Source organism: Bacteroidia bacterium (assembly GCA_033391075.1).
In the GTDB taxonomy this organism is placed as follows: Bacteria; Bacteroidota; Bacteroidia; order J057; family J057; genus JAWPMV01.
In genome coordinates this window covers 180,763-204,219 of sequence record JAWPMV010000003.1, presented here as the reverse complement: position 1 = coordinate 204,219, position 23,457 = coordinate 180,763, and the positions used below count along the sequence as shown (strand labels likewise).

Here is a 23,457-nt window from a genome sequence, read left to right as displayed (position 1 = left end):
CCGCTTGAGAGGCTTTTATAGTAGTAATGCTAATTCCCTTGAGTTTCCCCAGCCATCAAACCGTAAAGACAGAAGACAGTTGACGATAATGCGTCCGAGTATGTAGATCAAATGAAGTCTTTCAGCTTCAGGCTTGCTTTGTTTCCATGAATATCTATACTTTCTATATAGGAATTCTTATTTACAGCAGTTTAATGTATCCACATGCAAAGCCCGCCCTTACTCAAAAAGATACTTCTGGGATTGAGCGCCGTAGGTCCCGGTTTATTCCTGATAGGATATAACATTGGAACAGGTAGTGTAACTACGATGGCCAAAACAGGTGCCAATTATGGGATGAGTTTGTTTTGGGCCTTATTGCTTTCCTGTATTTTCACTTATATCCTTATGATCGCTTATGGGAAGGTGAACCTCGTTTCGGGAAAGACTATTTTATTCAATTTCAATCAGGAATTTAGCTGGGGGAAATGGCTATCCATCTACATTATCATTGCTTTAGTTTTAGGCGAATTGCTTGCCTTGATGGGAGTCATGGGAATAGTGGCAGACCTGGTTCAGGAAGGAATAAGTCTGCTGAGTAATGGTTTTATTGCTTCTCGATTTTGGATTATTCTCTTTTTCTCTGTCCTGATTTTTTTACTAATCAGGAAGGGGAGTTTTGCAAATTTTGAGAAAGTCCTGACGATACTGGTGATCCTGATGGGCTTATCTTTTCTGCTCGTTTTTTTTATGCTAAAACCGGATTGGAATGCTTTGCTATCAGGATTGGTCCCCAGTATTCCTGATACTCCCGGTGCGCTTGGACTCATTGCAGCCATCGCAGGAACTACTTGTTCTGCGGCTGTCTTTGTCATGCGCAGTTCGGTGCTCGCAGAAAAAGGCTGGGGCATCAAGGATCTGAAAAAGGAGAAAAAGGATGCCTTCGTATCTGCAGCCATGATGCTTTTTTTAAGTGCTATTATCATGGCGCTGGGTGCTGGAACCCTCAAGGTATTGGGATTGAGTTTGGAGAAAACCACGGATATGATCCATCTACTGGAACCGATTGGAGGTCGTGCTGCTGCCTTTATGCTCATAATCGGAATTACCGGTGCGGGACTTTCTACGATTTTTCCTATCGTTTTGATTGCCCCCTGGCTGATTGCTGATTATCAGGGCAAAGAACGGAATATTCAAAGCTCACAGTCTCAGCTTCTCATTGCTATAGCCCTTGTTTTCGCATTCGGATCGGTTTTACTGGAGCAAAGGCCTCCTGCATTGATGATTTTTTCACAGGCATTTCAAGCCTGTATTTTGCCAGCAGTGGCAATTCCTATCTTTATGTTAATCAATAAGAAAAGTTTGATGAAAGAACATGTCGCTAGTAAGACCCTCAACATGGGAATAATTGCTGTGATCATTTTTTCATTTCTGACTACCTACTTCGTGATAGCCGATTTCCTCTAAAAAAATTCTTATGAACAAGCAGATGAAAATTGATCAACTCAAGCTGGAGATCTATCCAGACTCCATACAGCTGGGCAAAGCAGCAGCCCAATTTGTAACAAAGCATCTAAAAGAGGCCATCGATACACAGGGCAAAGCACGAATGATCCTGGCAACGGGGACTTCACAATTCACCTTTCTGGAAGCTTTGAAAAAGGAAAATCTTGATTGGTCAAAAGTAAGCGTTTTTCATTTGGATGAATACATTGGCCTCCCTCCTACTCACCCTGCAAGCTTCCGAAAATACCTAAAGGAAAGGATACTGGATGAGCTAAAGCCTGGGCAGGTTCATTTTTTGGCAGGAGATGCAGAAGATATTGATAAGGAAATGGGGAGATATAGCTCTTTGTTGAAAACGCAGCCTGTAGATATAGCCTGTATCGGTATAGGGGAAAATGGGCATTTAGCTTTCAATGATCCTCCGGTAGCAGATTTTGAAGATCCTCTTACGGTTAAAATCGTCGAACTGGATGAAGATTGTAGGAAGCAGCAGTTTGGCGAAGGCTGGTTTCCAAGTCTGGATAAGGTTCCTCGAACGGCCCTTACCCTGACTATTCCTGCAATTATGAGTGCCCGAATAATTAGTTGTGTTGTGCCTGAAGCAAGGAAGGCCAGAGCCGTGAAGAACAGCTTGTATAATGAGATAGAAACTAGCTGCCCTGCCAGTATTTTGAGAAGACATCCACACGCAAGCCTTTTTCTGGACGAAGAATCATCTGCAGAACTACTGGCATAAATAATAAACCTCAGCGCATAACAATTTTGAAATAGTCTTAATTATTAACTAGATTAATTAATTCAGGACCAATATTTACTAATTACACGCTAGCCGAATGGATAGGCTCTACTACTGTCAAGTCGTACTGATAGGCTTTCTCTTTTTCTTTGGGCTCAACTCAATATTTGCCCAAAGTAGGGCTAGTATTTCCGGAATTGTAAAAGAAGAAATTAGTGGTAAAGCACTAGCCTTTGCTTCCGTTAAGGTAGAGAATACCAAAAAGGGAGTTAATACGGATGCCTATGGAAATTTCCGCCTCTTTAATCTGACTCCAGGCCCTCAGCTGCTGATTATAAATTATTTGGGCTATGAAGAGAAACGACTGAATATTGAGTTGAAAGCGGGAGAAAAGCTGGAGGTAGAAATCCTGATGAAAGAACAGGTTTTCTCTACAGAGGAAGTGGTAATCAGTACCCAGATTCAGGGCCAACAAGCAGCGATCAATCGTCAAATTCAATCAAATACCATAGTCAATGTCGTTTCGAAAGAAAAGATAGAGGAACTACCCGATCAAAATGCTGCAGAGACAGTCGGCAGGTTGGCGGGAATAGCCGTGCAGAGAGATGCGGGTGAAGGGACGAAGGTAGTAGTTCGTGGACTTTCCCCTCGCTTCAATTCGATTACCGTAAATGGAGAACGAATTCCTTCTACCGATGCAGAAGATAGATCGGTTGACTTGAGTATGATTTCCACAGATGCACTTGAAGGAATAGAGGTTTTCAAAGCCCTCCGTCCAGATATGGATGGCGATGCGGTAGGAGGAACGGTCAACTTTACCATAAAAAAGGCCCCCAATGAATTTAGAGCTTCCGGCAAATTGCAAGTGGGCTATAATGACCAGGCATCTGAACTGGGACAATACAGGGGAAGCCTAAGTTTAAGTGATCGATTCTTTGGGGGTAAAATGGGGCTGATCCTAACAGGAAATGTACAGCGGGCAAACCGAAGTTCGGATATCCTGCAGGCCAATTATTCACAAAGTGGAGAAAATCCCGATGGATCTGCAAGGGTTATTGTGTCCAATCTCAATTTGATAGATCGGGATGAAATACGATATCGCTATGGAGGAAGTGTCACCCTTGATTACCAACTCAAAAACGGATTTATCCTGCTTAGTAGTTTTCTGGGAGGCCTGGAAAGGAATGAGACGCGCTGGAGAAGGAGGTACAGAGTTGCTGCTTCTTATCAGGAAATTGACACCCGTTATCGTGAGATAAACACCCTCCTTTCGAGTAATACCCTCAGTGGAGAGCACAATTTCAAATTCCTCAATGCCCAATTGAGCTGGCGGGCTTCTTATGGATTGACAAATCGAAATACTCCCTATTTACGAAGTGCCAGATTTAGAGAGTTAGGAGCTTTTACGGCAGATTTAGAGGAAGCCAGAGGACCAGAATTTATTCCTTTGGGAGCCAAAAGCAATTTAGACAATACCTGGTTCAAGGATGCTTTTGCTGACACGGATCAGATTGATGATAGAAATCTCACGAGTCAAATAGATCTTCGCATTCCGCTGCAGGCAGGCGAATTTTTGAAAGGCTATTTTAAGATAGGGGCTAAATACCGACAAAATGATCGTAGCCGGGATCTGACCCGGAGATGGACAGCATTTGGAGGAATCAATGATATTATCGCTGATTTTCCAGAGAGATTTGACCTGGATACCGAAGACCGCATCAGGATCAGCAATTTTATTAGTGGAGAAAGGGAAGATGATTTTTTATCAGGCCAATATGATTTGGGAGTAAAGCTGGATACGGAAGCTTTAAATGAATTTTCCGAAACCTATTCAAGCTATTATGTTCTGGACAATACCTTTGATTTGCAGGACTATGAGGCGGGAGAGAAAATACGTGCCGCCTACAGCATGTTTGAATTTAATTTTGGGGAAAAATTAATGCTTCTACCTGGGATAAGGTTTGAAGAAACCCGAAATAATTACCGGAGTGTTTTTGGAACCCCCATCGTAAATCCGGATGGCACAAGTCCGGCAGGCCTGCTTGGATTGATAGATACCGTAGGAAATCGCGCCTATACGGAATGGCTTCCTATGCTCCATCTGCGCTACAAATTTACAGACTGGTTTGATCTGAGATTGGCAGCGACAAAGAGCCTTGCACGGCCCAATTATTTCAACCTGGTTCCCTGGCAAAATATCAATTACAATGAAAGCACACTCAGCAAGGGAAATCCAGACCTGCGGCATACACAAGTATGGAATTATGATGCCTTTTTCTCCTTCTACAATAAACTCGGACTCTTTACAATTGGTACTTTTTATAAGGAATTGGAGGATATCGATTACATAAGGGTCAGCCGAAATCTTGAAGCCGGGCAATTCAGGGGATTTGAGATTACCCGTCCAGTTAATGGAGAATTTAAAGCTACAGTAAAAGGCCTGGAAATAGATTTGCAAACCAATTTGCGCTTCCTCCCTCGCCCTTTCAATGGAATCCTGCTTGGGGCAAATTATACCTATGTACAATCAGAAACCTTTTTCCCGCTGTTTGAAATAGGCCCTCGTAGTACAGAGCCTCCTTATCAACCAACGATAATTGATACAATTCGACAGAATAGATTTCCCGGCCAGGCAGACCACATTTTAAATGTTTCTCTGGGATATGAGAAAAATGGATTCTCCGGTCGCGTTTCTATGGTATATCAGGGAATAACCCTGGGAACAATTGGGACCCGGGCAGAATTGGATGGTTTTACGGACAAATTTATCAGATGGGACCTCATCCTTAAACAGAAAATGGGGAATTCAGGCTTTACCATCATCCTGAATGCAAATAATTTATCAAATACTCCCGAAAGAACCTTTTTGGGCTCCAATACCTTCCTGACACAAGAGCAGTTTTTTGGCTGGACGGGAGATATTGGCATCCAGTATAATTTCGAGGCGGGTAAAAGGGGGAAATAAATATGGGGCAAAGCCCTTTTTTAAACCATGAATACTGTGAATATTTTCATAGATAGATAACAACTCATTTATCGTCCATTAAGTCAAAATCGCTATGACAAAAAACTACCTACTTACCGCTAGCAAGCTATGCTTTTTATTAGCCTTTATGTTCATTTTCTGTAATCCCTCTTTTGGACAAAGAGAGGTCATGGTTACTCCAGGCTTTGGAACCCTAAACACAGCAATTTTTGGGGATACCCTTAGTACAGGTGAAAGAACAGATACAAATACGGTTTATGTACTGGAAAGAGATGGCCTCTACCTACTGGATGGTACCATAGAAAATCGTTTCCCCTTAAGTATTGTGGCCGAGGATGGAAATGGAGCTCGTCCGATCTTGCAACCTGGAGTTGCAACTGGAGGAAGTTCAAGTAGAGCCCTTACTCCCAGAGCGCATATCACCTTGCGCGGACTTTATGTAACCAATCTAGATGAACTAGGAGGACTAAATACACGAATCATGCGTGCTCGCGGCGATGATATGCGCATTATCATTGATGACTGTCATTTTGATAAAGATGGGCAATCCGGTATACGGGTAGACAATCCCGGGATGAAGATCTATATCACCAATTCTATTTTCAGCAATATTGGCCTCATGTCCAGCCCTAACAATGGAAGAGGAATTGATGATAGAGGAAATCCTATAGACAGTTTGGTTGTAGAAAACAGCTTGATATATAACCTGACCAGCAGATTCCTAAGGGATGATGGAGGCTTGTTGAATTATGCCAAAGTCAACAACAATACCTTTTATAATCTGGGACAGGGATCGATTCATTTTGGAGAAACGGTATTTGCCCTTTGTCAAAACAACCTCTTTGTGAACACCAGCTTTCTGGGGAATGCTACAGAAGAATCTCCGGGAGGTATGCGATTTGATTCTTTGAGTCAGGCAAATATTGATGCGGGATTGGAACAATGTGTGATCATTAGCCATAACAACTTTTACAATGATCCGGCATTAGCCAATGCCTATCCGGATACTGTTCGCTCTTTCCGCTTATTTAATGTGCCGGCACAGAATTTCATGGAAGTCTCTGGCTATGCAAATACCAATACCTTCGAGTGGTTGACCTTTGATAGCATTCCTGGCAGTCCTACCAATGTTGTGACTTCTTATTATGCTACCCTTACTGATCCGGACCCCAATCCGGATAATATGGATGATGGTAATGGAGGACCTAATGCAGCAGGGGGACAAATGCAATTCCCTTTCAATTTCGATTATATGGGACCGGCAGGAGTTGTAGAAGGCAGTAATATCGGTGGAGCAATGGGAGATGGGAATTCGACAGCAGTGATTGATACATCCCGAGCGCCTCGCGTAGTAACTGTCGCTCCGGGATTTGGGAGCCTGAATACTGCAATCTTTGGGGATACCCTTGCAAATGGAGAAAGGGTGGATACCAACACGGTCTATGTCCTCGAAAGAGATGGCCTGTATCTATTGGACGGAACGATTGAAAATAGATTTCCCTTAGCAATAGTCGCAGAAGAGGGTGATGGAGCTCGTCCCATCTTACAACCCGGAGTTGCAACTGGAGGAAGTTCAAGTAGAGCCCTTACCCCCAGAGCACATATCACCTTGCGCGGACTTTATGTTACCAATCTAGATGAACTAGGAGGACTAAATACACGAATCATGCGTGCTCGCGGCGATGATATGCGCATCATCATTGATGATTGTCATTTTGATAAAGATGGACAATCCGGCATACGGGTAGACAATCCCGGGATGAAGATCTATATCACCAATTCTATTTTCAGCAATATTGGTCTCATGTCCAGTCCTAATAATGGAAGAGGAATTGATGATAGAGGAAATCCTATTGATTCCATAGTGGTAGAGAATAGTACCATTTACAATTTGACTAGCCGCTTTATCAGAGATGATGGAGGTCTGACCAATTATGCCCGGGTAGTACATAATACCTTCTATAATCTTGGACAGGGATCCATCCATTTTGGAGAAATCGCCGAATTGATCTGTGTAAATAATCTCTTCAGTAATACCAGCTTCTTAGGGAAGAATTTTGATGAAGTTGTAGGAGGAATGCGTATGGATTCTTTATCTCAGGCTAATCAGGATCTGGGATTTATCCAGAGAGTCAATATTTCCTTTAATAACTTCCATCTGGATACTGCTATCGTTTCTGCTTATCCTGATTCCGTTCAGGAATTTGCCTTATTTGACACAACTACTGCTGGATTTATCAATAATCAAGGCTATGGTCCCACCAACCAGGGACGCTTGGTAAGTTTTACGACTCCTCCTTCTATACCGACCAATGTAGTCACTACGTATTATGCGACCATCACAGATCCCGATCCTAATCCTGATAATATGGATGATGGTAATGGAGGTCCTGGAATGAATCAGATGCAGCTTCCTTTTGACTTTAGTTATGAAGCTGATGCGATAGTAAGTGAAGGTAGTACCAAAGGCATCGCCATGGGCTCTATGCAATGGGTCGGGGAAGTTGCTGTTGGTATATTCGATCCCGTTTTTGCCGAAGAAATTCAGCTTTCCAATTACCCCAATCCTTTCAGAGATCAGACTACGATTTCCTATGAGCTTGCTAATACCAGCGAGGTAGAATTGGCAATCTTTGATCTAAGTGGAAGAATGATAAACAAAATTGTGGACCAAAAACAGCCCGCAGGCAGTCACGAGGTCCTTTGGAATGCAGGTGAATTAAGACCCGGAATCTATTTATATAGAATTCAGGTAAACGGGCGCATCTTTAGCAAGAAGCTGATCCTGATGGGAAGATAATTTGCAGTGATTCAGTAATAAAACCTACCTAGCAATTGACCGGAAAAGCTTTCCGGTCAATTGCCTATTTTATAGTATAGCATGACAAAATATTTCCTTTCTCAACTTATGATCCTGGGGTTTTTAGGGCTAAGTGCAAGCTCACTTTTTAGCCAAAACTCCGGCCGCTATTTTGTCTCTCCAGAGGGAAAAGAATCAGCCAGTGGTTTGCATCCAAATGAAGCATTTGCCAGTATCGAACAAGGTCTGGAGCAAGCCGGAGCAGGAGATACCCTCTTTTTACTTCCGGGTACCTATTCCGGAAAAAATCTCATAGAGAATAAAGCAGGACTTCCCGATCGACCTCTTGTGATCATGAGTTACGCAGACAATCCTGAAGAATATGCAGTCATCGATGCCCAAAGTCTCGCAAGTCAGGAAAATGGGAATGAAGGTTTTGTGATCAAAAACAGCTCCTGGCTCAACTTGGAGAAGCTTGTTTTTAGAAATTGTTGGGCTTCGGTCATCCTGATCCGAAATTCGAGCTATATAAAAGTTGCAAACTGCCATTTCAGTACGGGAAGAAGGATCGTCCATCCTATTGGACATGGCTCCCATCATGTTTTGGTTGAAAACTGCCATGTTGAGTTACCGGAAGAAGTTTGGAGAGGATGGAGTTGGGAATCCCTCCATCATGGAGAACTCGGCCATTATAATGGTGCCCTCTTGCATCCCAATAAAAGTGCTGGCGGACATATCATGAGGGGGAATACGATGATCAATATGTTCAATGGATTTCGAACCCGACCTGTTAGCATCCTGGAAGATGGAAATACAGAAGTCTATCGAAATCGCATGATCAATGTTCGGGATAATGAATACGAGCCTGAGACCTGGGCCTGGAACATGCATTACTATTATAATGAACATCTGAATGTTCATAAGATGTATTCTATAGATGGAGTAAAAGGAGGGAACATTTATATCTACGGAAACACCTATACCCAAACCAAGGATCTCTGGGCCATCGAAGAGGTTAGCGGGATTTTTAAATATAGTGCATATGAAGAAGGGGCACTTAGCCATCCCTGCTATGCCTTTAATAATAGCTATTACACAGAGGCCGAAGTTTTACGCAGAGGAGAATCGACCAATCACTTCCTCAAGCATTTTAACAATGCCTATCATTTTTTCGAAGGGGAAAATCGTTTCCACTTAAAAGCCTGGCAAAAGGGCTTTGAATTTGATTATGATATCATCAACCAGGATTGGCCAGCAAACATCTATGAGCACGATCAGGAAAGGCATGGATTGAAAAATACAGATCCTATGTTCATGGATGGAAGTGAAGGAGATTTTAGCCTGAAACTACAAAGCCCAGCGATAGATGCAGCTAAAGTTATGGTTTTACCTGAATTCAACTGGATTCAAAGCTATGAAGGAAATGCGCCGGATATTGGGGCTTTTGAGGGCAATCAATTGACGGATGGCCCGCCTTTTCGCTTTATTCCTGCGCAAGGATTTGATCTCTATGAAGAGCGGCCAAGAATTAGCAAGCATAAAGTCCTCAATGATAGATTGCTGCTTTATTTTTCAGCTCCCCTTGATCCCAATACCCTGGATGCTAATTCGATACAAGTGTATCAGGATGGCAAAGCTGTTGAAGTTGAAAGTATCGATTTTCCCAGAGATAATTATGAAGTACACATACAAACCAAGGCTTCTTTATCCGAAGCTCGGTGTTCGATTGAAATGGGAAATGAAATTAAGGGAGAAAATGGATTAGCTGTAACAAAGTGGGCTTCAACAATTCCCTATGGTAAAAAAGTGATGGAAAGCCCTGAACTCTCCTCTATTCCCATCGAACGGAAGCCTGATATGCAGGTGCCCGATTTCAGCAAAACCCGACTGAAAATTCTGCTTCCCTCCTACCCCGATAGTGCCAGGGCACTTATAAAAACAAAGGAAGAAATGAAGCCTGACTTTGTGGATCGGCTCGTAATCTACTCCGAAGATGGAGACGATCTCGCTGCATTCTATCCCTCCGAGATAAATGGGAAGGAGGCCGTTTTTAAACTCGGACAACTAAATCTTCCCAAAGGAAAATATAGAGCGAGATTGCGTTTAGGTAGAGAGGTCCTGGTCAAGAAGTTTTCGGTCAGGTAATTACTTATTCCAGCAGCCGATATCTTTGTTTTTTATTCCTGACTTCTTTGTCAGGAATATGCATAGAAAATTGTTGGGAATTGGGCGGGATCTTTAGTTTAAGAATCAGCTGATTAGGTCCTGCTTTCAAGTCTAGCAGGATGCGATCTTTTTGGCCAAGACTCTTTTTGCCATTTAATATAAAATCAAAAGGGAGATCAGACCTAACTTCCGCAAAAATCTGCTCTTCTTTAGGGCTGCTGATCTGACAATATACATACTGTATATAGGGAGTATTATTCGTATTAATTTCCTTCAAATCAATTTTGTCCATATAAGGAGACTGATATTTTAACCAGTCATAAGGCGTGGGACGTGCTTTTAGTTCGCCCCCTAATTCTGCTAAATAGTCTTTTTCAAATTCTTTTTCTGCAGTAAATGGTATCGGATCTGCCAATAACCAAAAGGTGAAAAAACTATGGGGACTCTGACTGATATCCAATCGAACAGCAGCAGGATCAGGGAGACCTTGGGATTGAGGCATTTGCAGAGCAAAGGACAGGAGACTTTTTAAGGAAATAAGGTCTTCAATTTTATCATCAAACACTGCACTCGCCTCCTCAAGCCAGTAGTTGCGGTTTTCTTTTAACCACAATCTTCGATAGTCCATTTTCAATGCCTTCCAATGATCAAGCAGACTTGAAACTTTGAAATGACAGGACCTTAGGGATTGCAGATACTCCGGATTCCCTTCCGATTTTAGCTTTTGCGCTGCTCGATATTTTTCAGCCAGCTTTATTAATTCCTGATTGCTCTCCAGAATAGCGCCTAGATGGCGGATAAAAAATTGCCAATAATCGAGATCATCAAACCAAAGCATATCCCCATTCTCCTGCCTCTTTGTTTCCAGCTTTGTTAATAAATCCTTGGCCTGATCCAGAAGACTTCCTAGTTCGGAGAATCCTGGGCTAGCAATTTGATGAGATTGCCCTATCGGAGACAATATCCTCTTGCTTAAGAAAGCATATAATAATTCCTGACTAGGAGCCAGGTCTTTTAGTTTATTGAGTACTGTCAGACATTTCGCAAATAAGGCTTCTTCATCCTGATAGTATACGGCCCCAAATCTTTGATCGAATTCTTCTTGCCGGGAATTAGCAGGTTTCCAACTCTGATCAGCAGCATAAGCGATTCCATACCAGTCCTTGCTAAAAAAATGGCCGCCTCCATCGTCCCAAACCGTAGTCATAACTCCCCGAGCTCCTTTCCTATAGCCTTCTGAGATGAAGTTTTTTAGGTTTTTCCTCGTGACTTCCCAATTGGGCATCATCAAATTGGAATTCAATACGCCTGGACAAACCCAAAAGTCAAAGCCCTTTTCAGCGATAGGATCGATCCAGTCTGAGAAGGAATCTCGAGCCGCATAGTCCCAGGTCAAAATAGTCGTCTCCCGGGGGATTTTATCAAGTATATCAGGATAGGAAAGCAACATATCTCCCCAAATCATGGGCTTTTTATTCTGCTGCTGAACGTAAGCAAGTAAGGGGTTTACATGCCGGGCAAATAAACTCCCCGCTCCGATGCTATCCGCTAAAGCCTTTGATTCGCCTCTAACAAGATCCCAGGCTTCATCAGCATTTATATTGAAAAACTCACTCGAAAAGGAGGGGATCATTTCGCCATATACTTCTGTCAAAAACTTCAGAGCTTCGGGATCAGCGGGTCTTAACATTCGATCACTAGCTCCCAGGTCTTTGTAATCTGGAGACCGCAAAATATTTCTGAAGTGTCCGAGGGATTGGAAGCTGCCGATCAATTTGACATGATAGGCTTCAGCATAGGTTGAAAGCTCCAGAAATTCCTTTGGACTAAGTCCATCTTCCGGAGCAAATGCGGGATGCTTTTTTGTTTTTACTACATGCTCTATATAAAAACTAAAAGAGTTGATCTTTAGCCTGGACAAACGCCTGATCTGTTTTTTCAGGAAATCCATATTTGAGAGCGGGCCTCGACTAATATCATCCATAACTGCCCGATGCTCAAATAGAGGATAATCCAGAATTTCCATGCAAGGGATTCTTCCTTTTGCGGAATAAGCCTGAGCCAATTGTAAGAAGCTGTAAAGTCCATATAACATGCCCGCATCCGACTTGCCAAGAATCAGAATCTCGTCTTGGTGAATAGAAAGGATATATCCCTCGGCCGGGAATTCATCAAGCCCTACACCTTTTCCTTTGAATGCCAAGTCCTCCTTGCTGGCTATTCCCAGTCGGATGATATTTTCGGATCGACTTGATTCAGAGTAGTTGGTCTTATTCCAATCCTTTAACAAGGAAATAGCCTTCTGTGCAACTTTGCCATTGGACTCTTTATATTGAAGTTCAGGCTTTGCATCCAGGTCAAAATATCCCTCATTCAGGGTATGGGATTGTGGTTGAGGAATAATGGGCAGCCTTTGTGTCCATGCATGAACAAAGAGCAGCAATAGAGTTGATAGGCATAAACTTTTCTGCATCATAATTTTACCTGATTACACTCAGACTACCAGATCGAATTTCCGGGAATTTTCTTTTGCTGGATTTATAGGCTAAATAATAGACATATACTCCTCTTTGGACAGGCTTTCCCCTAAAGTTCCCATCCCAGCTTTTCTGAGGGTCATTTGATTCAAAGATCAAGCCTCCCCACCTATTAAATATCTTTAACTCATAGCTATCAAAGGGACAATCCGAAACTCCTGTGAATAAATCATTATACCCATCCTGATTGGGAGTGAAAGCAGAGGGGAAAAATACCGGGCAATTGCAGTTTTCATAGCCGATTTCTACCCTGTCTTCTATCGTCCCACAACTATTTGAAGCGGCTACTTGATACATTCCGGGATCTCTCACCAGAAAACTTGAATCCATTGAACCATCTTGCCAGAGAAAGGAATAAGGCTTGTCTCCTGCATTCAATAGGAGCTTTTCTCCTTCACAAAGGAGGCTGTCATTTCCCAATTCTATGCTTGGAAACTCTTTCACCTTTACCCTAATAAAGGTGGAGCATATAGCCCCAAAAGCGAGGTAAGTTGTATTCCTTTCAGGAGATACTGTGATAGAAGATTCTCGAGATAAAATCGTGTTTTGATCCATGCTGTCTACCCAGGCCAGTACCGTCTCATTTCTCGCAATCAAAGTAGTGCTATCTCCCTCACAGATTTCTTCTTCCCCTTCTATGTACATGTTTTGATCAATGGGAACCAGTTTGAAATCATCCACATAATAATAGGCTCCGCCACCCCCACCCACCCATTGAGAGTGGGTGTTATCTTCATCAAAAAAATTCCCAACTGTCATGCTGGTTTCTCCTCCTTGCGCAAGCATTGTATCTCGAATCATAAACCAGCCCTCTTTCTCACTAATGAAAGAATCTTTGGGGGTCAGGATTTGGGGAATGACACCTAATTGATTGTCTCTTGATGGAAGTGAAGAAGTGAAATATGCGCCTATTCGATCCAGTGCTCTACCAGAATCATCAGATAAGCTTATGAAAAATGTCAAAACATAGGCTTCTCCAGCTATTAAAGGACTAAGAAGAGGAACGCTCACATATTCTCGAACAGAATCTGCAGCCCCGGCAAAAAACCCGGCATAGGCTACACCTGTTCTGGCTTCCTGATTCCCTGCAAAATTTTCGGGTACACATATGTTATCATTTACCTCACAAGCATTGACTGTACAGCTATAAAAGAGATCGGGCGTTTTGGTGTTGGGGGTATTCCAGGGACTGGCTTTAAATAATTGGGCGAAAGTCAGTTGACAGGCATCAATCTCCTCAAAGCTTGGATTGGGAATCAGGTTTTGTCCGGATGCGGATACATAGATAAAAATAGAAAAGAAAAATATCAGCTTTTTCATTTCAACTAGCGTGTTTTGTACAAACTTTTATGTAAGCTCCTCTCTTATTCTAAAATACTAATCTTTACTCAAAATTGTGGATAGGGGAATAGGGATTCTCTTAACTGCCTTCTATCTCCAATTCAAACTCCAAAGGGGTATATGCAGTCAAATACACACTATCACCATTCAATTTCGCTTTGGCGCCTCTAAGCTGCGTCCATTTATGTTTGTGCATAGCCGGTCCAAAGCGAATGCTTTCTTCCCCTGATTGAAAACTGCCATATCCGTCTTTGAGGAAAAAGGCATGCTCTACTTCCGCTACAGCTTCCACCCCTTTGAGTTTGCCTCCTGCCCTGAAAGCCAATTCAATGGCAAGCGGTATATGCTCCGTCCCCTGTATGGAAAAATGAAGCTTACATTTTCCTTCTTGCTCTGAAATCCTGACCACACTTTTCAAATATTGAACTTCACTTTGTTTTCTTTTACTTCGAGGCATCTTGTGCCAATCCCCATCTGCTGCTATATTCTCCTTTTCATGCGGCTGATAATAAGGACCCCAAAGTTCCTGACTCAGCATATAACTTTCGCCTTCCTTTGATAATTCAGGACTACTGAACTGCCCCTTTCCAAAGAAGGCTGTCGCAAAACGAATCGCCTGCAGTGCCGCCGATCCATGAAAAAAAGTAAAGAAACTGCTGTTCCTTCCCAGAATTGTAGCATCCATCTTCCCCCTTCTGATCCTGACCATATGAGAGTGTGGGAAGCTTTTCTCATAAGAAAGGTCAAGAGTAGCGGTTTTGGGCATGGGTTTTTCCAGCTCTTCGTCCTCCAGAAAGTAGGGAAGATTCCCGGACAGAGATTTGAATCCTACGGTCTCTTCAATAGAGTGAGCCATGGCGGAAAAGCTAGCATCCTGATCCTTCAGAGCCATATAGCGATAGGCATAATAATAGCGACCCATATGAGCCACTGTAAATTTATCCTGTCGGGTAGAAGCTTCCGTTACAACTTCTCCATTCGCATGCATCATATACTGACTCATTTGTAAATTTTTTCGGACTACTTCATATAGTTCGGTTTTCTTCAAGATCCTTGCGAGGCTGATAAAGCAATTATTGGTCAGGGGCGAATAAACCACACTGCTCTTTTCTGTGTACTGACCATCTGGATCAATGTCAATACCCTCCGCTAACCATGCTTCAATTCGATCCAGGTACTCTTGATTGGGGAAAAGGCTATGGATGCGGGCAAGGGCACGGCAAACCACCCAACGATGATTGGGGGTGTGGATTCCGCCAACGCTCATGGCTTTCCCGGCTTCAAGCAGGAAGCTTTTTGCAATTTGTTGGAAGTCTTGCAGGTATTCGGGAGAATATTTCTTCAAGATAAGAAGCGCCAAACTCAGAGGCTCTACTGCAAAAGCGGTGTCGGGAGGAGAATGAAAATTGGTGGTTAGCAAATCTATGGTTCCATCTTCATGTTGCCTTTCTACTAAAAACTCCATCCCGACTTTGAGGCAATCCTTTATTTCTCTCGATCTATAAAATTCGGATGCTTCGGATACAAAGGCGGAAATCAAAGACTGCGCATAGGCGGCGGGCCTGCTGGGATGATAGATTTCGTATTTATCCGGGAAGCCTCCATAAAAGGGATGGGCTTTATCTTTTTGCTGTAAATCCAGAATATTCCGAACCCTTTTGTCATTTTCGGCCAGGAATAGGCTGATGAGTTCTTCTTCATTTGATGACTTGTATAAGAAAGTAACTGAGCCGATCATCGGCAAAAAAGCTCCGGCTGTAGTAGCGGATTGGATGAATTTTCTTCTTTTCATGGGGAGTAGGCTTATCCGTTGGTAAGAGAATTTACATATCTTTTTGCAGAGAACTCTACATCCTCTCCCACCCTACTCACGTACAAGCAAATACGAAATCTCAAAAAACTCACGCATGTCCAGTCTCAAACTCTCTCGCCTCCAACTTCGTAAAAGATTTCCCATCGTTTTTCAAAGCTGGAAGGTCGTCCTCTTCTTTGGGCTTTTTACGACTTTCTTTTTGTTCTTTTTCGAACCCTTCGGATTTGGACCTATCCAACTGAGTCAAAAAGCTTATTGGACGATGCTGCATGGAGGAGTAACTATAGTGGCCCTCTTTTTCAATGTCCAGCTACTGCCTCGAGTATTTAAAAGTTTCTTTCATCCGGATAAGTGGACAAGATGGAAACATGGGGTCTGGTTCATCTGGAATGTCACCACGGTGGGAAGTGCCAACTATATTTTATCCCAGTGGATCTATGAACAGGACAATCTTGCCATTTCTGTCTGGATAGAATTTCTACTGTACAGCAGTTTACTGGCTTCTATTCCAGTTGGCATTTTGTTGCTCATGACTCGCATTAAGGTTTTGAAATCGAAGAAGCTTTCGAAGGGGGAAATAGCAGAAGAATCTGTCATGAAATTGGCGGAAGAAAAACGACTTTCCTTGTATTCAGAAAGCGGCAAACAACAGCTGACTTTTAACCCCCTACACCTTATATATATAGAGTCAAGTAAAAACTATCTCCAGGTATGTCTTTTTGATGGGGAAAAACTGCGAAAATTCAAGCTTAGAAACACCCTGAAAAATGTTGAAAAACAATTGGCTGAATTCAATGCTTTAGCTAAAGTTCACCGAGCCTTTTTAGTCAATCTGAATCAGGTCGGCAAGATTCAGAAAGCAGGCCATGCATATAAGCTTCATTTTTCCGACATCAAAGAAGAAGTCCCGCTTTCTCGAAGACATCTAAATCAGGTAAAGGATTGGCTGAGGGAAAAGCTTTGACTCATTAAATGATAATAAATATCCCAGATCGCAGCATTTCGTCCCAGAACTTTGGGGCAAATCATAAGCTTCATCTATTTCGAGAAAAAAGAAATAGAAAGACTTATGAAATACCTCCTTTACACCTTTATATATATAGGGAGTTTTTTTCTCCTTCCCCTGACAGCAAAAGGGCAATTTGACGATAAGTTTTATTCCCCCTCCAAAGATTATAAACTGGATGCCGATCTGAAGCATCAGGACATCTTCTTTAGGATAGATGAGGAAGAGATTCATGTACTGCATTTACTTCCAAAAGAAAAAGCCAAAGCTTCGGTTCTCTTTTTTCTGGGAGGCGGAGGGAATGCCTCTACCTATACAGATATGATCCGACCTTTGCTGAAAGATGCTTATCAAGTGTTCGTCTTCGAACCCAGGGGTTATGGCAAATCCAGTGGGAGCCCTACGCACAAGGCCAATCTTGCGGATGCACAGAAAGTATTGGATGAACTCATTCTAAAAAGGGAAGTAAAAGATCAGCCGCTTCTGATTTATGGTGCTTCTCTGGGATCGCAAGTCGCAACTACTTTAGCTGCTCGAAATCCTGAAAAGATTCAGGGCCTGATTCTGGATGGTCCCATGCGTTCTTTTACAGACATTGCTTTGGCCCATGCTCCGGAAGAACAAAAAGCCATCATCCGTCAATACCTAAGTTCCCCCTACTCTGCGATTAAAAGCATTGAGCAAATAGAAAAGCTGCCCAAACTTATTATTGCAAGCCGAGCAGATCAGGCGGTTCCTTTTGAACAATCAGAACAAATCTATCTACTGGCTAGAGATCCCAAAACTTTCTGGGAATATGAGGGGGAACATCTCCAGGCCTCTCAACATGATCCGGAAACCTTCCTTCAGAAAGTTGCGGACTTATTGGCGGATGATTCAGCCAATGGATTGCAAATCGATATTTCTATCCAAAAGCTGAGAAATAGCAAGGGACAGGTAGTAGTGGAATTGAAAAGTCCCGAAGAAGAACTTGTACAAAGGATCAGTACCAAGATTGAAAATCGCAGCGCAAAGCTCCAATTTCTAAACATAGAAAAAGGAACTTACACCTTTAGCTGGTTTCATGACGAAAATGAGAATGGAGAATTTGACCGCAACTTCATCGGGGTTCCCAAAGAAGGCTATGGTTTCTCCAATAATGCTGTCGGAAAGTTCGGCCCTCCTCCCCTGCTGAAACGTTTGTTCAAAGTCGAGGTATCCACTTATATGGAACTCTATCCTACTTACTTCTAATAGGAAAGACCTCCTCAATCTCAAGACTGTTAGCCAAAACAAAATGAAGCACAAAAAAACACTCTCCTTCGCCCTGAGTCTTTGCCTACTTCCAGTCTTATGCTTTGGACAAGGAATCACAGCTACTTCAGATTCATCCAAAGAAAAACTCGACTATTTTCTCAAACTCGCAGACAGCCTGAGAATATCAGGCAAAGTTCCAGGAGTGGGAATCTCCATCGTTTACGATAAAGAGATTCTATACACCGGAGGCCTGGGATATCGAGATGTAGAAAATCAAATAGCTGTAGATAAGCAAACCCTCTTTTCCATTGGTTCAAATACCAAGGGCTTTACGGGAGTACTGGCAGCGAAACTGGTAGATCGAGGCCTAATGGATTGGAATGAACCCCTTGTCAAGTATATTCCCGAGTTTAAGCTAAAAGAGGAGTATGTCAGCCGAAACGTGAATATGGCTGACGCCCTAAGGCATGGAACCGGTCTGGGAAGATATGATGAGATATGGAAATACAAGACACTTAGTCGAGAGGAATTGTTGAGTAAACTCAAAGAGCTGGATTTTGCAGACCGTTTTCGGACGAGCTATGGCTACAACAACCTCATGTACACCGTTGTGGGCGTAGCTCAGGAGCGCGCCACAGGAAAATCCTGGGAAACCTTAGTTATAGAGGAGATTCTCAGGCCTTTGCAAATGAAAAATTCCTATGCGACTTTCGATGAGTTTATGAAAGCTGACCAAAGGGCGATCGGATACAAGGGGGATGGCAAAACGGAAGAGATTTCGGTGGATGTGACGAGCGTGGCTCCGACCGGAGCGATTAGTTCAACTCCAGAAGACATGGGCAATTGGTTGAGTATGTTGTTGAATGAAGGAAAGTTTGAGGGAAAGGATTTCTTATCAAAAGCAGCTTACGACTACGTAATGATGCCGGGAGATAATGTGGGTTTTCGGGCACCGGACGAATTTTGGTACTACAATGCTGGAATCGGAGGATACTACAAACAAGGCAAAAGAACCCTGGGGCACAATGGAGCGATTGACGGGATGAATTCTCGTATGGCCCTTAAGCCAGATGATGGCTTTGGCATTTTTATCATGACCAATCAAATTTCCAGCTATAAGGAGTTGATGACCGAATATGCGGAAAAGATTTTCCTCGAAAATGATTATAGCCGGAATCCCGATGCCGAATTAGGATTGAAACTTAATGCGGACTTCGCAGACTTTGCCATGAGCCTGGAAAAAGAAGGGATCCCTGCTGCGAAGAAAATCTATGCTTCCATGAATCCCATTTACCTGGAAGGAGGAATGAATGCCTTGGGATATCAACTCATGAACCGTGGAGAAATGGATAAAGCCTTTTATGTCTTAAAGCAAAACACAGAAAGTCATCCTGCCTCTGCTAATGCTTTTGACAGTTTGGGTGAATACTACTTTAACCTAAAAAAATACGAGGAGGCCTTGTCCCATTATCAGAAATCTTTGGAACTGGATAAAGAGAATACGAATGCGGAAATGATGATAAAGAAGATAAAGGAATTCAATCCCTGAGGCTTCGCATCTTATTCCAAAGATAGATTTTCCAAGCACCGACTGTCTAGCTACACCTTATATATAGGGATCAATCTATCACTACCTCCGGATGGGCTCCTTTGGCGGTTACAAAATTAAACTCCCGCCCATTAACACGTACGCGAGTTCGGCTAATGACTCCATCCAGAGGAAGAAGATCGCTGGGAAGTCCGGGACTTGCGCTTCCTCCCGGGAATTTGATCTTTACCCCAATTCCCACTGCAAAATGCCTGAGTTTACAGTTCGCGGAATTATTGCAGGCTGTATTATGGGAAGCTGATTGAACCAGTATGGCCGAGTTGTCCAGTCGGGTAAAATAGGTGTTCTGAATCTCGATGATTTCTGCTTTTACTTCTACTTCTCTTTTGCACAGCCAGGCACACCACCATTTTCTTATCTTTTTCTCTCCTCTGATTTTTACCTCTCCACCGATCGATTTATAAATCCACCAATTGCTCTTGAAAGAGGATACTTTGATTTTAATCCCGTCTATTTCTTCTTCTCTTTTTGAAGGATGACTCATGATCTTAAAAATTTAATGAAAGACTCTTCTCTTTAAGATCTTGATTTCTACCCATCAAAAGCTAACACGTCTGTATCGATTAAATTTTTCAACAGGATTAGAAAATCTCCAATAGCTTTAGCATGCCCTCATTCAACATCCGTAACTCTCCATGGTGCAAGGGATAATGCCCCATAATCATGGCCTGGCAGTAAAGCATTTTTATCACAAATTTGATATCGGCTTCTTTTTCCAGGTCCAGCAATTTTTTCACCAGCTTATTATTGAGGTTAAAGCAGAGTACCGCAAGGGTACTAAAGTCTTCTTCAAAATTGCTGAGAATAGAGGAAAAGAGTTGATTGGATTCTTCTCTGGCCTTGGAGATGTTTTTATAGAAATTGAAATTCTCTCCCCCAGAAAACAGGGCTGGTAATTCTTTCGGTTGAAAGAGTTTTACCTCTGCCCGACAATCAAAAGGAAGGAGCACTTCATCCATCAAAATGATCAATCGTTCCAACTTGTTCTGCACATCGACATCCGGACTTTCCATGATGTCGAGGAGATCATCTATTTGTGCGAGTTGTACCTCATAGCCTTCGAAAGTCGTAGCGATTTTCTCCAGCAAATCCGTATCATATACATAACCGCCATTCACCAACAATTCTTTTTGGGCACTGAATACGGGTGCAACTTGCCGAAATTCATCCAGGGAAGAACTATAGGTAATGGTCTTGCTGTATTTCATGATCTGCTCTCCGGTCATATATCCGAGAGATGTCAGAAAACTCAATTTCCCGATCAGCAATTTGAACAATTCATCATCATCTACGGCCAGAGATTTCAGGGCTAGTCCGTGAATGCGGAGGAAGCTGTCAAATAGTTGAGGATCGCTGAAAGGCAGCTGAAGTAGGTACTTTTTGATTGACTGCCCCAATTCCTCCCGAGTTGCTTCCAGGATTTCATTGTCGTAAAATTCTTCCCGACTAGCAGTGGGAGTCAGTTTATCTGAATTGAGAATCACCCGAATGAAAAAGGCCCAATTGGGAATCACATCTTTGGATAGCTCCGAAAGAAACATCTTTTTCAGGTAGATTCGACTGAGTTGCTGGGAATTGGGATTTGACTTTCTCCCCAACACATAGGCGACTCCTTTTGCTGCTCCTGATTCAGAAGTAATAGGAAAAGCATCTATAAACTGATCTTGAAAAGTTTTCTCACCATAGCTGATGATGGAAGATTTATTTTGTGGACGAAAGTCATGGTACCATAATGGCTGCCGGGCATTTACATTCAGCTCCTCCGAATCTTCTTTCAAATGAATAGGGAAGGGCAATAAATTTCCATAATAAGTGAGAAGCTCCTGAATCTTTTCAAAGCTAAAGTACTCTTTTTGATCTTCGTCCGAAGTCAGATAGACGGTAGTACCTACAGGTAAAGAGCCTTCAGCTTCTTTGACCGAATAGGTTCCATCCGGCAGGCCTTCCCATACATAGCCTTTGTCTTCTTTCAGATGACGACTGACCATGACGATCTTTTCAGATACCATGAAACAGGACAGGAGTCCGATACCAAAATGACCGATAAAATCCATTTCAGCTCCTGCGTCCAGTAAATCTCTTTTAGAAGATTGCCCAATGGTCGCGATAAATTTGTGAATGTCATCTTCCCGCAGCCCAATCCCATCATCGGTAAAGCAAAGGGTTCGCTTCCCCTCCCCTTCAATAAGTTCTAAAGAGATGCTTCCTCCAAAATCTGGCTCCTCCTTTTTTCTGGCGGTAATGGCATCGGTAGCATTCTGTAAGAGTTCCCGCAGAAATACATCCTCCGTCTTATATATATGTTTGGATAAAAGGTCAATGATCCCTTTCAGGTTTACCTTAAATCGTAGGTCTTTTTTCATGATCGCGTTTACGAATTAAATATGGCTATATACTTATCGGCTTGCTCCCGGTAAAATGAGTTTTTGTTTCGCTGATCAAATTTATGAACAAGCTCAAAGGTTTTCTGATGAAAATAGCTACCAAGCTTAGCTATATCTGTCATCTTCATCTTTTCTGCTACTCCTTCTATTTCAAATGAAAGTTTGACCTTTTTCTGGCCCTTTTTCATCAATTGCAGAAACAGGAGGTGGGCACCCAGGTAAAACTCAAAAAAGGCAATCCCATTATTGGCGGTATTCAAACTCCAATTGTAATGCTTTTTGAAAAGACTCAAAGCAGAGGATTCCTTTCCCTGGATAAGATGGGTAATCATATGGTAGCCGATGGTTCCCAGATACTTTTCTTTTTTAGAGATCAGTCTGTAGGCTTTCTTCCTGAATTTCTCTGCTTGTTCGATTTTTCTATCGAGCAGAGCTACCTTGATGAGACTTTTATAAGTCGCTTCCGGGACGGATTGGCAGGAACGTTTTCCCTGAATGATGTCTGCAGCTTCTTTTTCTGTTTCTTCATAGCTTTTGAGCATGGAGAAATAGGAAACGAAATCATCTGCAACACAGGCCGTACAATCATTCATACTACCAGAAGGTGTTTTCTTGCGCAGCTCATAAAATTCTTCGAGGCCTTCAAGATCTCCCATGAAGAGGGCAATCTGAAATCGCATAGTATAGTATGAACTCAAATTATCTCCCCAGGCGAGGACGCGTGCTTTAAAATCCTCGGCCATATCAAATATTTGTTGATAGCTTACCTGATGGAAGCGTGGCACTTGAGAGAGAATCCATTTGTAACTCCAGATAAGGCTGTACATAAATACCTCATCCGGATGTTCGTCGGCATACTTCAAACGTTGAGAATAAGCAACAATGGCTTTGAGGGGATAACCTCCTTCTACGGCATCCCATACCAGGTCTTCTCGCAGATCGTCGGCTTTTTCAAAATCCTTTTCCGTCTCAGCTATATTTATAGCCTTTTCAAGCAAAGCAATTCTCGGCTTACTCCCTACGGTTTCCTGTATCAGTTTAGTGATTTCTTCTAAGGCGGGACTCATATCCTTTTCTTGTGTTTTCTGTTGTACTAAAATTCTTTCACAAAGAAAGTAAAAAATCTGGAGGCATGGACATATGGGGTTTATTTAATTGAATTATATGTGGTTTTCTATATAAGCTTCGTCAATCTTTTTGCTGCCTTTGTCCTCAAAATCAAATCCTTAATAGAGAATTCGTAATAATTAGGCAATTTTATCTGCATGTGCACGTGCACATTTCAAAATGATTTAGTATAATTGTAAAAGAAGATGCACCCGCCACGGGTAAATCTTATAAATATGCGCCACACTAGA

General features: G+C 42.5%; 14 protein-coding genes. 8 read left to right on the top strand and 6 right to left on the bottom strand.

From position 1 onward, the window contains the following. Window positions 1-204 precede the first annotated feature (204 nt). From R8P61_33960 to R8P61_33940, 5 genes are all read left to right on the top strand, one after another. A complete protein-coding gene (locus tag R8P61_33960; GenBank protein ID MDW3652130.1) occupies window positions 205-1,446 on the top strand; it encodes an Nramp family divalent metal transporter in 1,242 nt (413 codons plus the stop codon). Between the two features lie 10 nt (window positions 1,447-1,456). Further along, window positions 1,457-2,221, top strand: coding sequence for a glucosamine-6-phosphate deaminase (locus tag R8P61_33955; GenBank protein ID MDW3652129.1), 765 nt, complete (start codon window positions 1,457-1,459; stop codon window positions 2,219-2,221). Window positions 2,222-2,318: 97 nt separating this feature from the next. Then, a complete protein-coding gene (locus R8P61_33950; protein MDW3652128.1) occupies window positions 2,319-5,186 on the top strand; it encodes a TonB-dependent receptor in 2,868 nt (955 codons plus the stop codon). Between the two features lie 94 nt (window positions 5,187-5,280). Continuing rightward, window positions 5,281-8,007 (top strand): T9SS type A sorting domain-containing protein, encoded by a 2,727-nt coding sequence (locus R8P61_33945; protein MDW3652127.1) that lies wholly within the window; start codon window positions 5,281-5,283, stop codon window positions 8,005-8,007. A gap of 81 nt (window positions 8,008-8,088) precedes the next feature. Beyond that, entirely contained in the window at window positions 8,089-10,152 is a 2,064-nt protein-coding gene (locus tag R8P61_33940; GenBank protein MDW3652126.1) for a hypothetical protein, read from the top strand. Window positions 10,153-10,156: 4 nt separating this feature from the next. Here R8P61_33940 and R8P61_33935 read toward each other — a convergent pair whose 3' ends face one another. The 3 genes from R8P61_33935 to R8P61_33925 form a co-directional block, all read right to left on the bottom strand. Then, window positions 10,157-12,649, bottom strand: coding sequence for a glycoside hydrolase family 20 zincin-like fold domain-containing protein (locus R8P61_33935; protein MDW3652125.1), 2,493 nt, complete (start codon window positions 12,647-12,649; stop codon window positions 10,157-10,159). A 4-nt stretch (window positions 12,650-12,653) separates the two neighbouring features. Then, the gene (locus tag R8P61_33930) at window positions 12,654-14,030 is read right to left on the bottom strand and encodes a gliding motility-associated C-terminal domain-containing protein (GenBank protein ID MDW3652124.1); all 1,377 of its coding nucleotides are present in this window, start codon (window positions 14,028-14,030) and stop codon (window positions 12,654-12,656) included. Between the two features lie 100 nt (window positions 14,031-14,130). Further along, window positions 14,131-15,843 carry a hypothetical protein gene (locus tag R8P61_33925; GenBank protein MDW3652123.1) on the bottom strand — a complete coding sequence of 571 codons (1,713 nt, stop codon included), beginning with the start codon at window positions 15,841-15,843 and terminating at the stop codon, window positions 14,131-14,133. Between the two features lie 115 nt (window positions 15,844-15,958). On the opposite strand from R8P61_33925, the gene R8P61_33920 reads away from it, so the two are divergent. The 3 genes from R8P61_33920 (at window position 15,959) to R8P61_33910 (ending at window position 19,655) form a co-directional block, all read left to right on the top strand. Then, entirely contained in the window at window positions 15,959-16,828 is an 870-nt protein-coding gene (locus R8P61_33920; GenBank protein ID MDW3652122.1) for a LytTR family DNA-binding domain-containing protein, read from the top strand. A gap of 105 nt (window positions 16,829-16,933) precedes the next feature. Then, the gene (locus R8P61_33915) at window positions 16,934-18,103 is read left to right on the top strand and encodes an alpha/beta fold hydrolase (GenBank protein MDW3652121.1); all 1,170 of its coding nucleotides are present in this window, start codon (window positions 16,934-16,936) and stop codon (window positions 18,101-18,103) included. Window positions 18,104-18,146: 43 nt separating this feature from the next. Continuing rightward, window positions 18,147-19,655, top strand: a complete 1,509-nt coding sequence (locus R8P61_33910; GenBank protein ID MDW3652120.1) for a serine hydrolase — start codon at window positions 18,147-18,149, stop codon at window positions 19,653-19,655. A gap of 70 nt (window positions 19,656-19,725) precedes the next feature. Here the strand turns inward: R8P61_33910 and R8P61_33905 are convergent, their stop codons facing one another. The 3 genes from R8P61_33905 to R8P61_33895 form a co-directional block, all read right to left on the bottom strand. Beyond that, window positions 19,726-20,199: a hypothetical protein gene (locus R8P61_33905; GenBank protein MDW3652119.1), complete on the bottom strand. Its 474-nt coding sequence runs from the start codon at window positions 20,197-20,199 to the stop codon at window positions 19,726-19,728. 97 nt (window positions 20,200-20,296) lie between these two features. Continuing rightward, window positions 20,297-22,078 carry an HSP90 family protein gene (locus R8P61_33900; GenBank protein ID MDW3652118.1) on the bottom strand — a complete coding sequence of 594 codons (1,782 nt, stop codon included), beginning with the start codon at window positions 22,076-22,078 and terminating at the stop codon, window positions 20,297-20,299. 8 nt (window positions 22,079-22,086) lie between these two features. After that, window positions 22,087-23,166, bottom strand: a complete 1,080-nt coding sequence (locus tag R8P61_33895) for a hypothetical protein (GenBank protein ID MDW3652117.1) — start codon at window positions 23,164-23,166, stop codon at window positions 22,087-22,089. Window positions 23,167-23,457 lie beyond the last annotated feature (291 nt).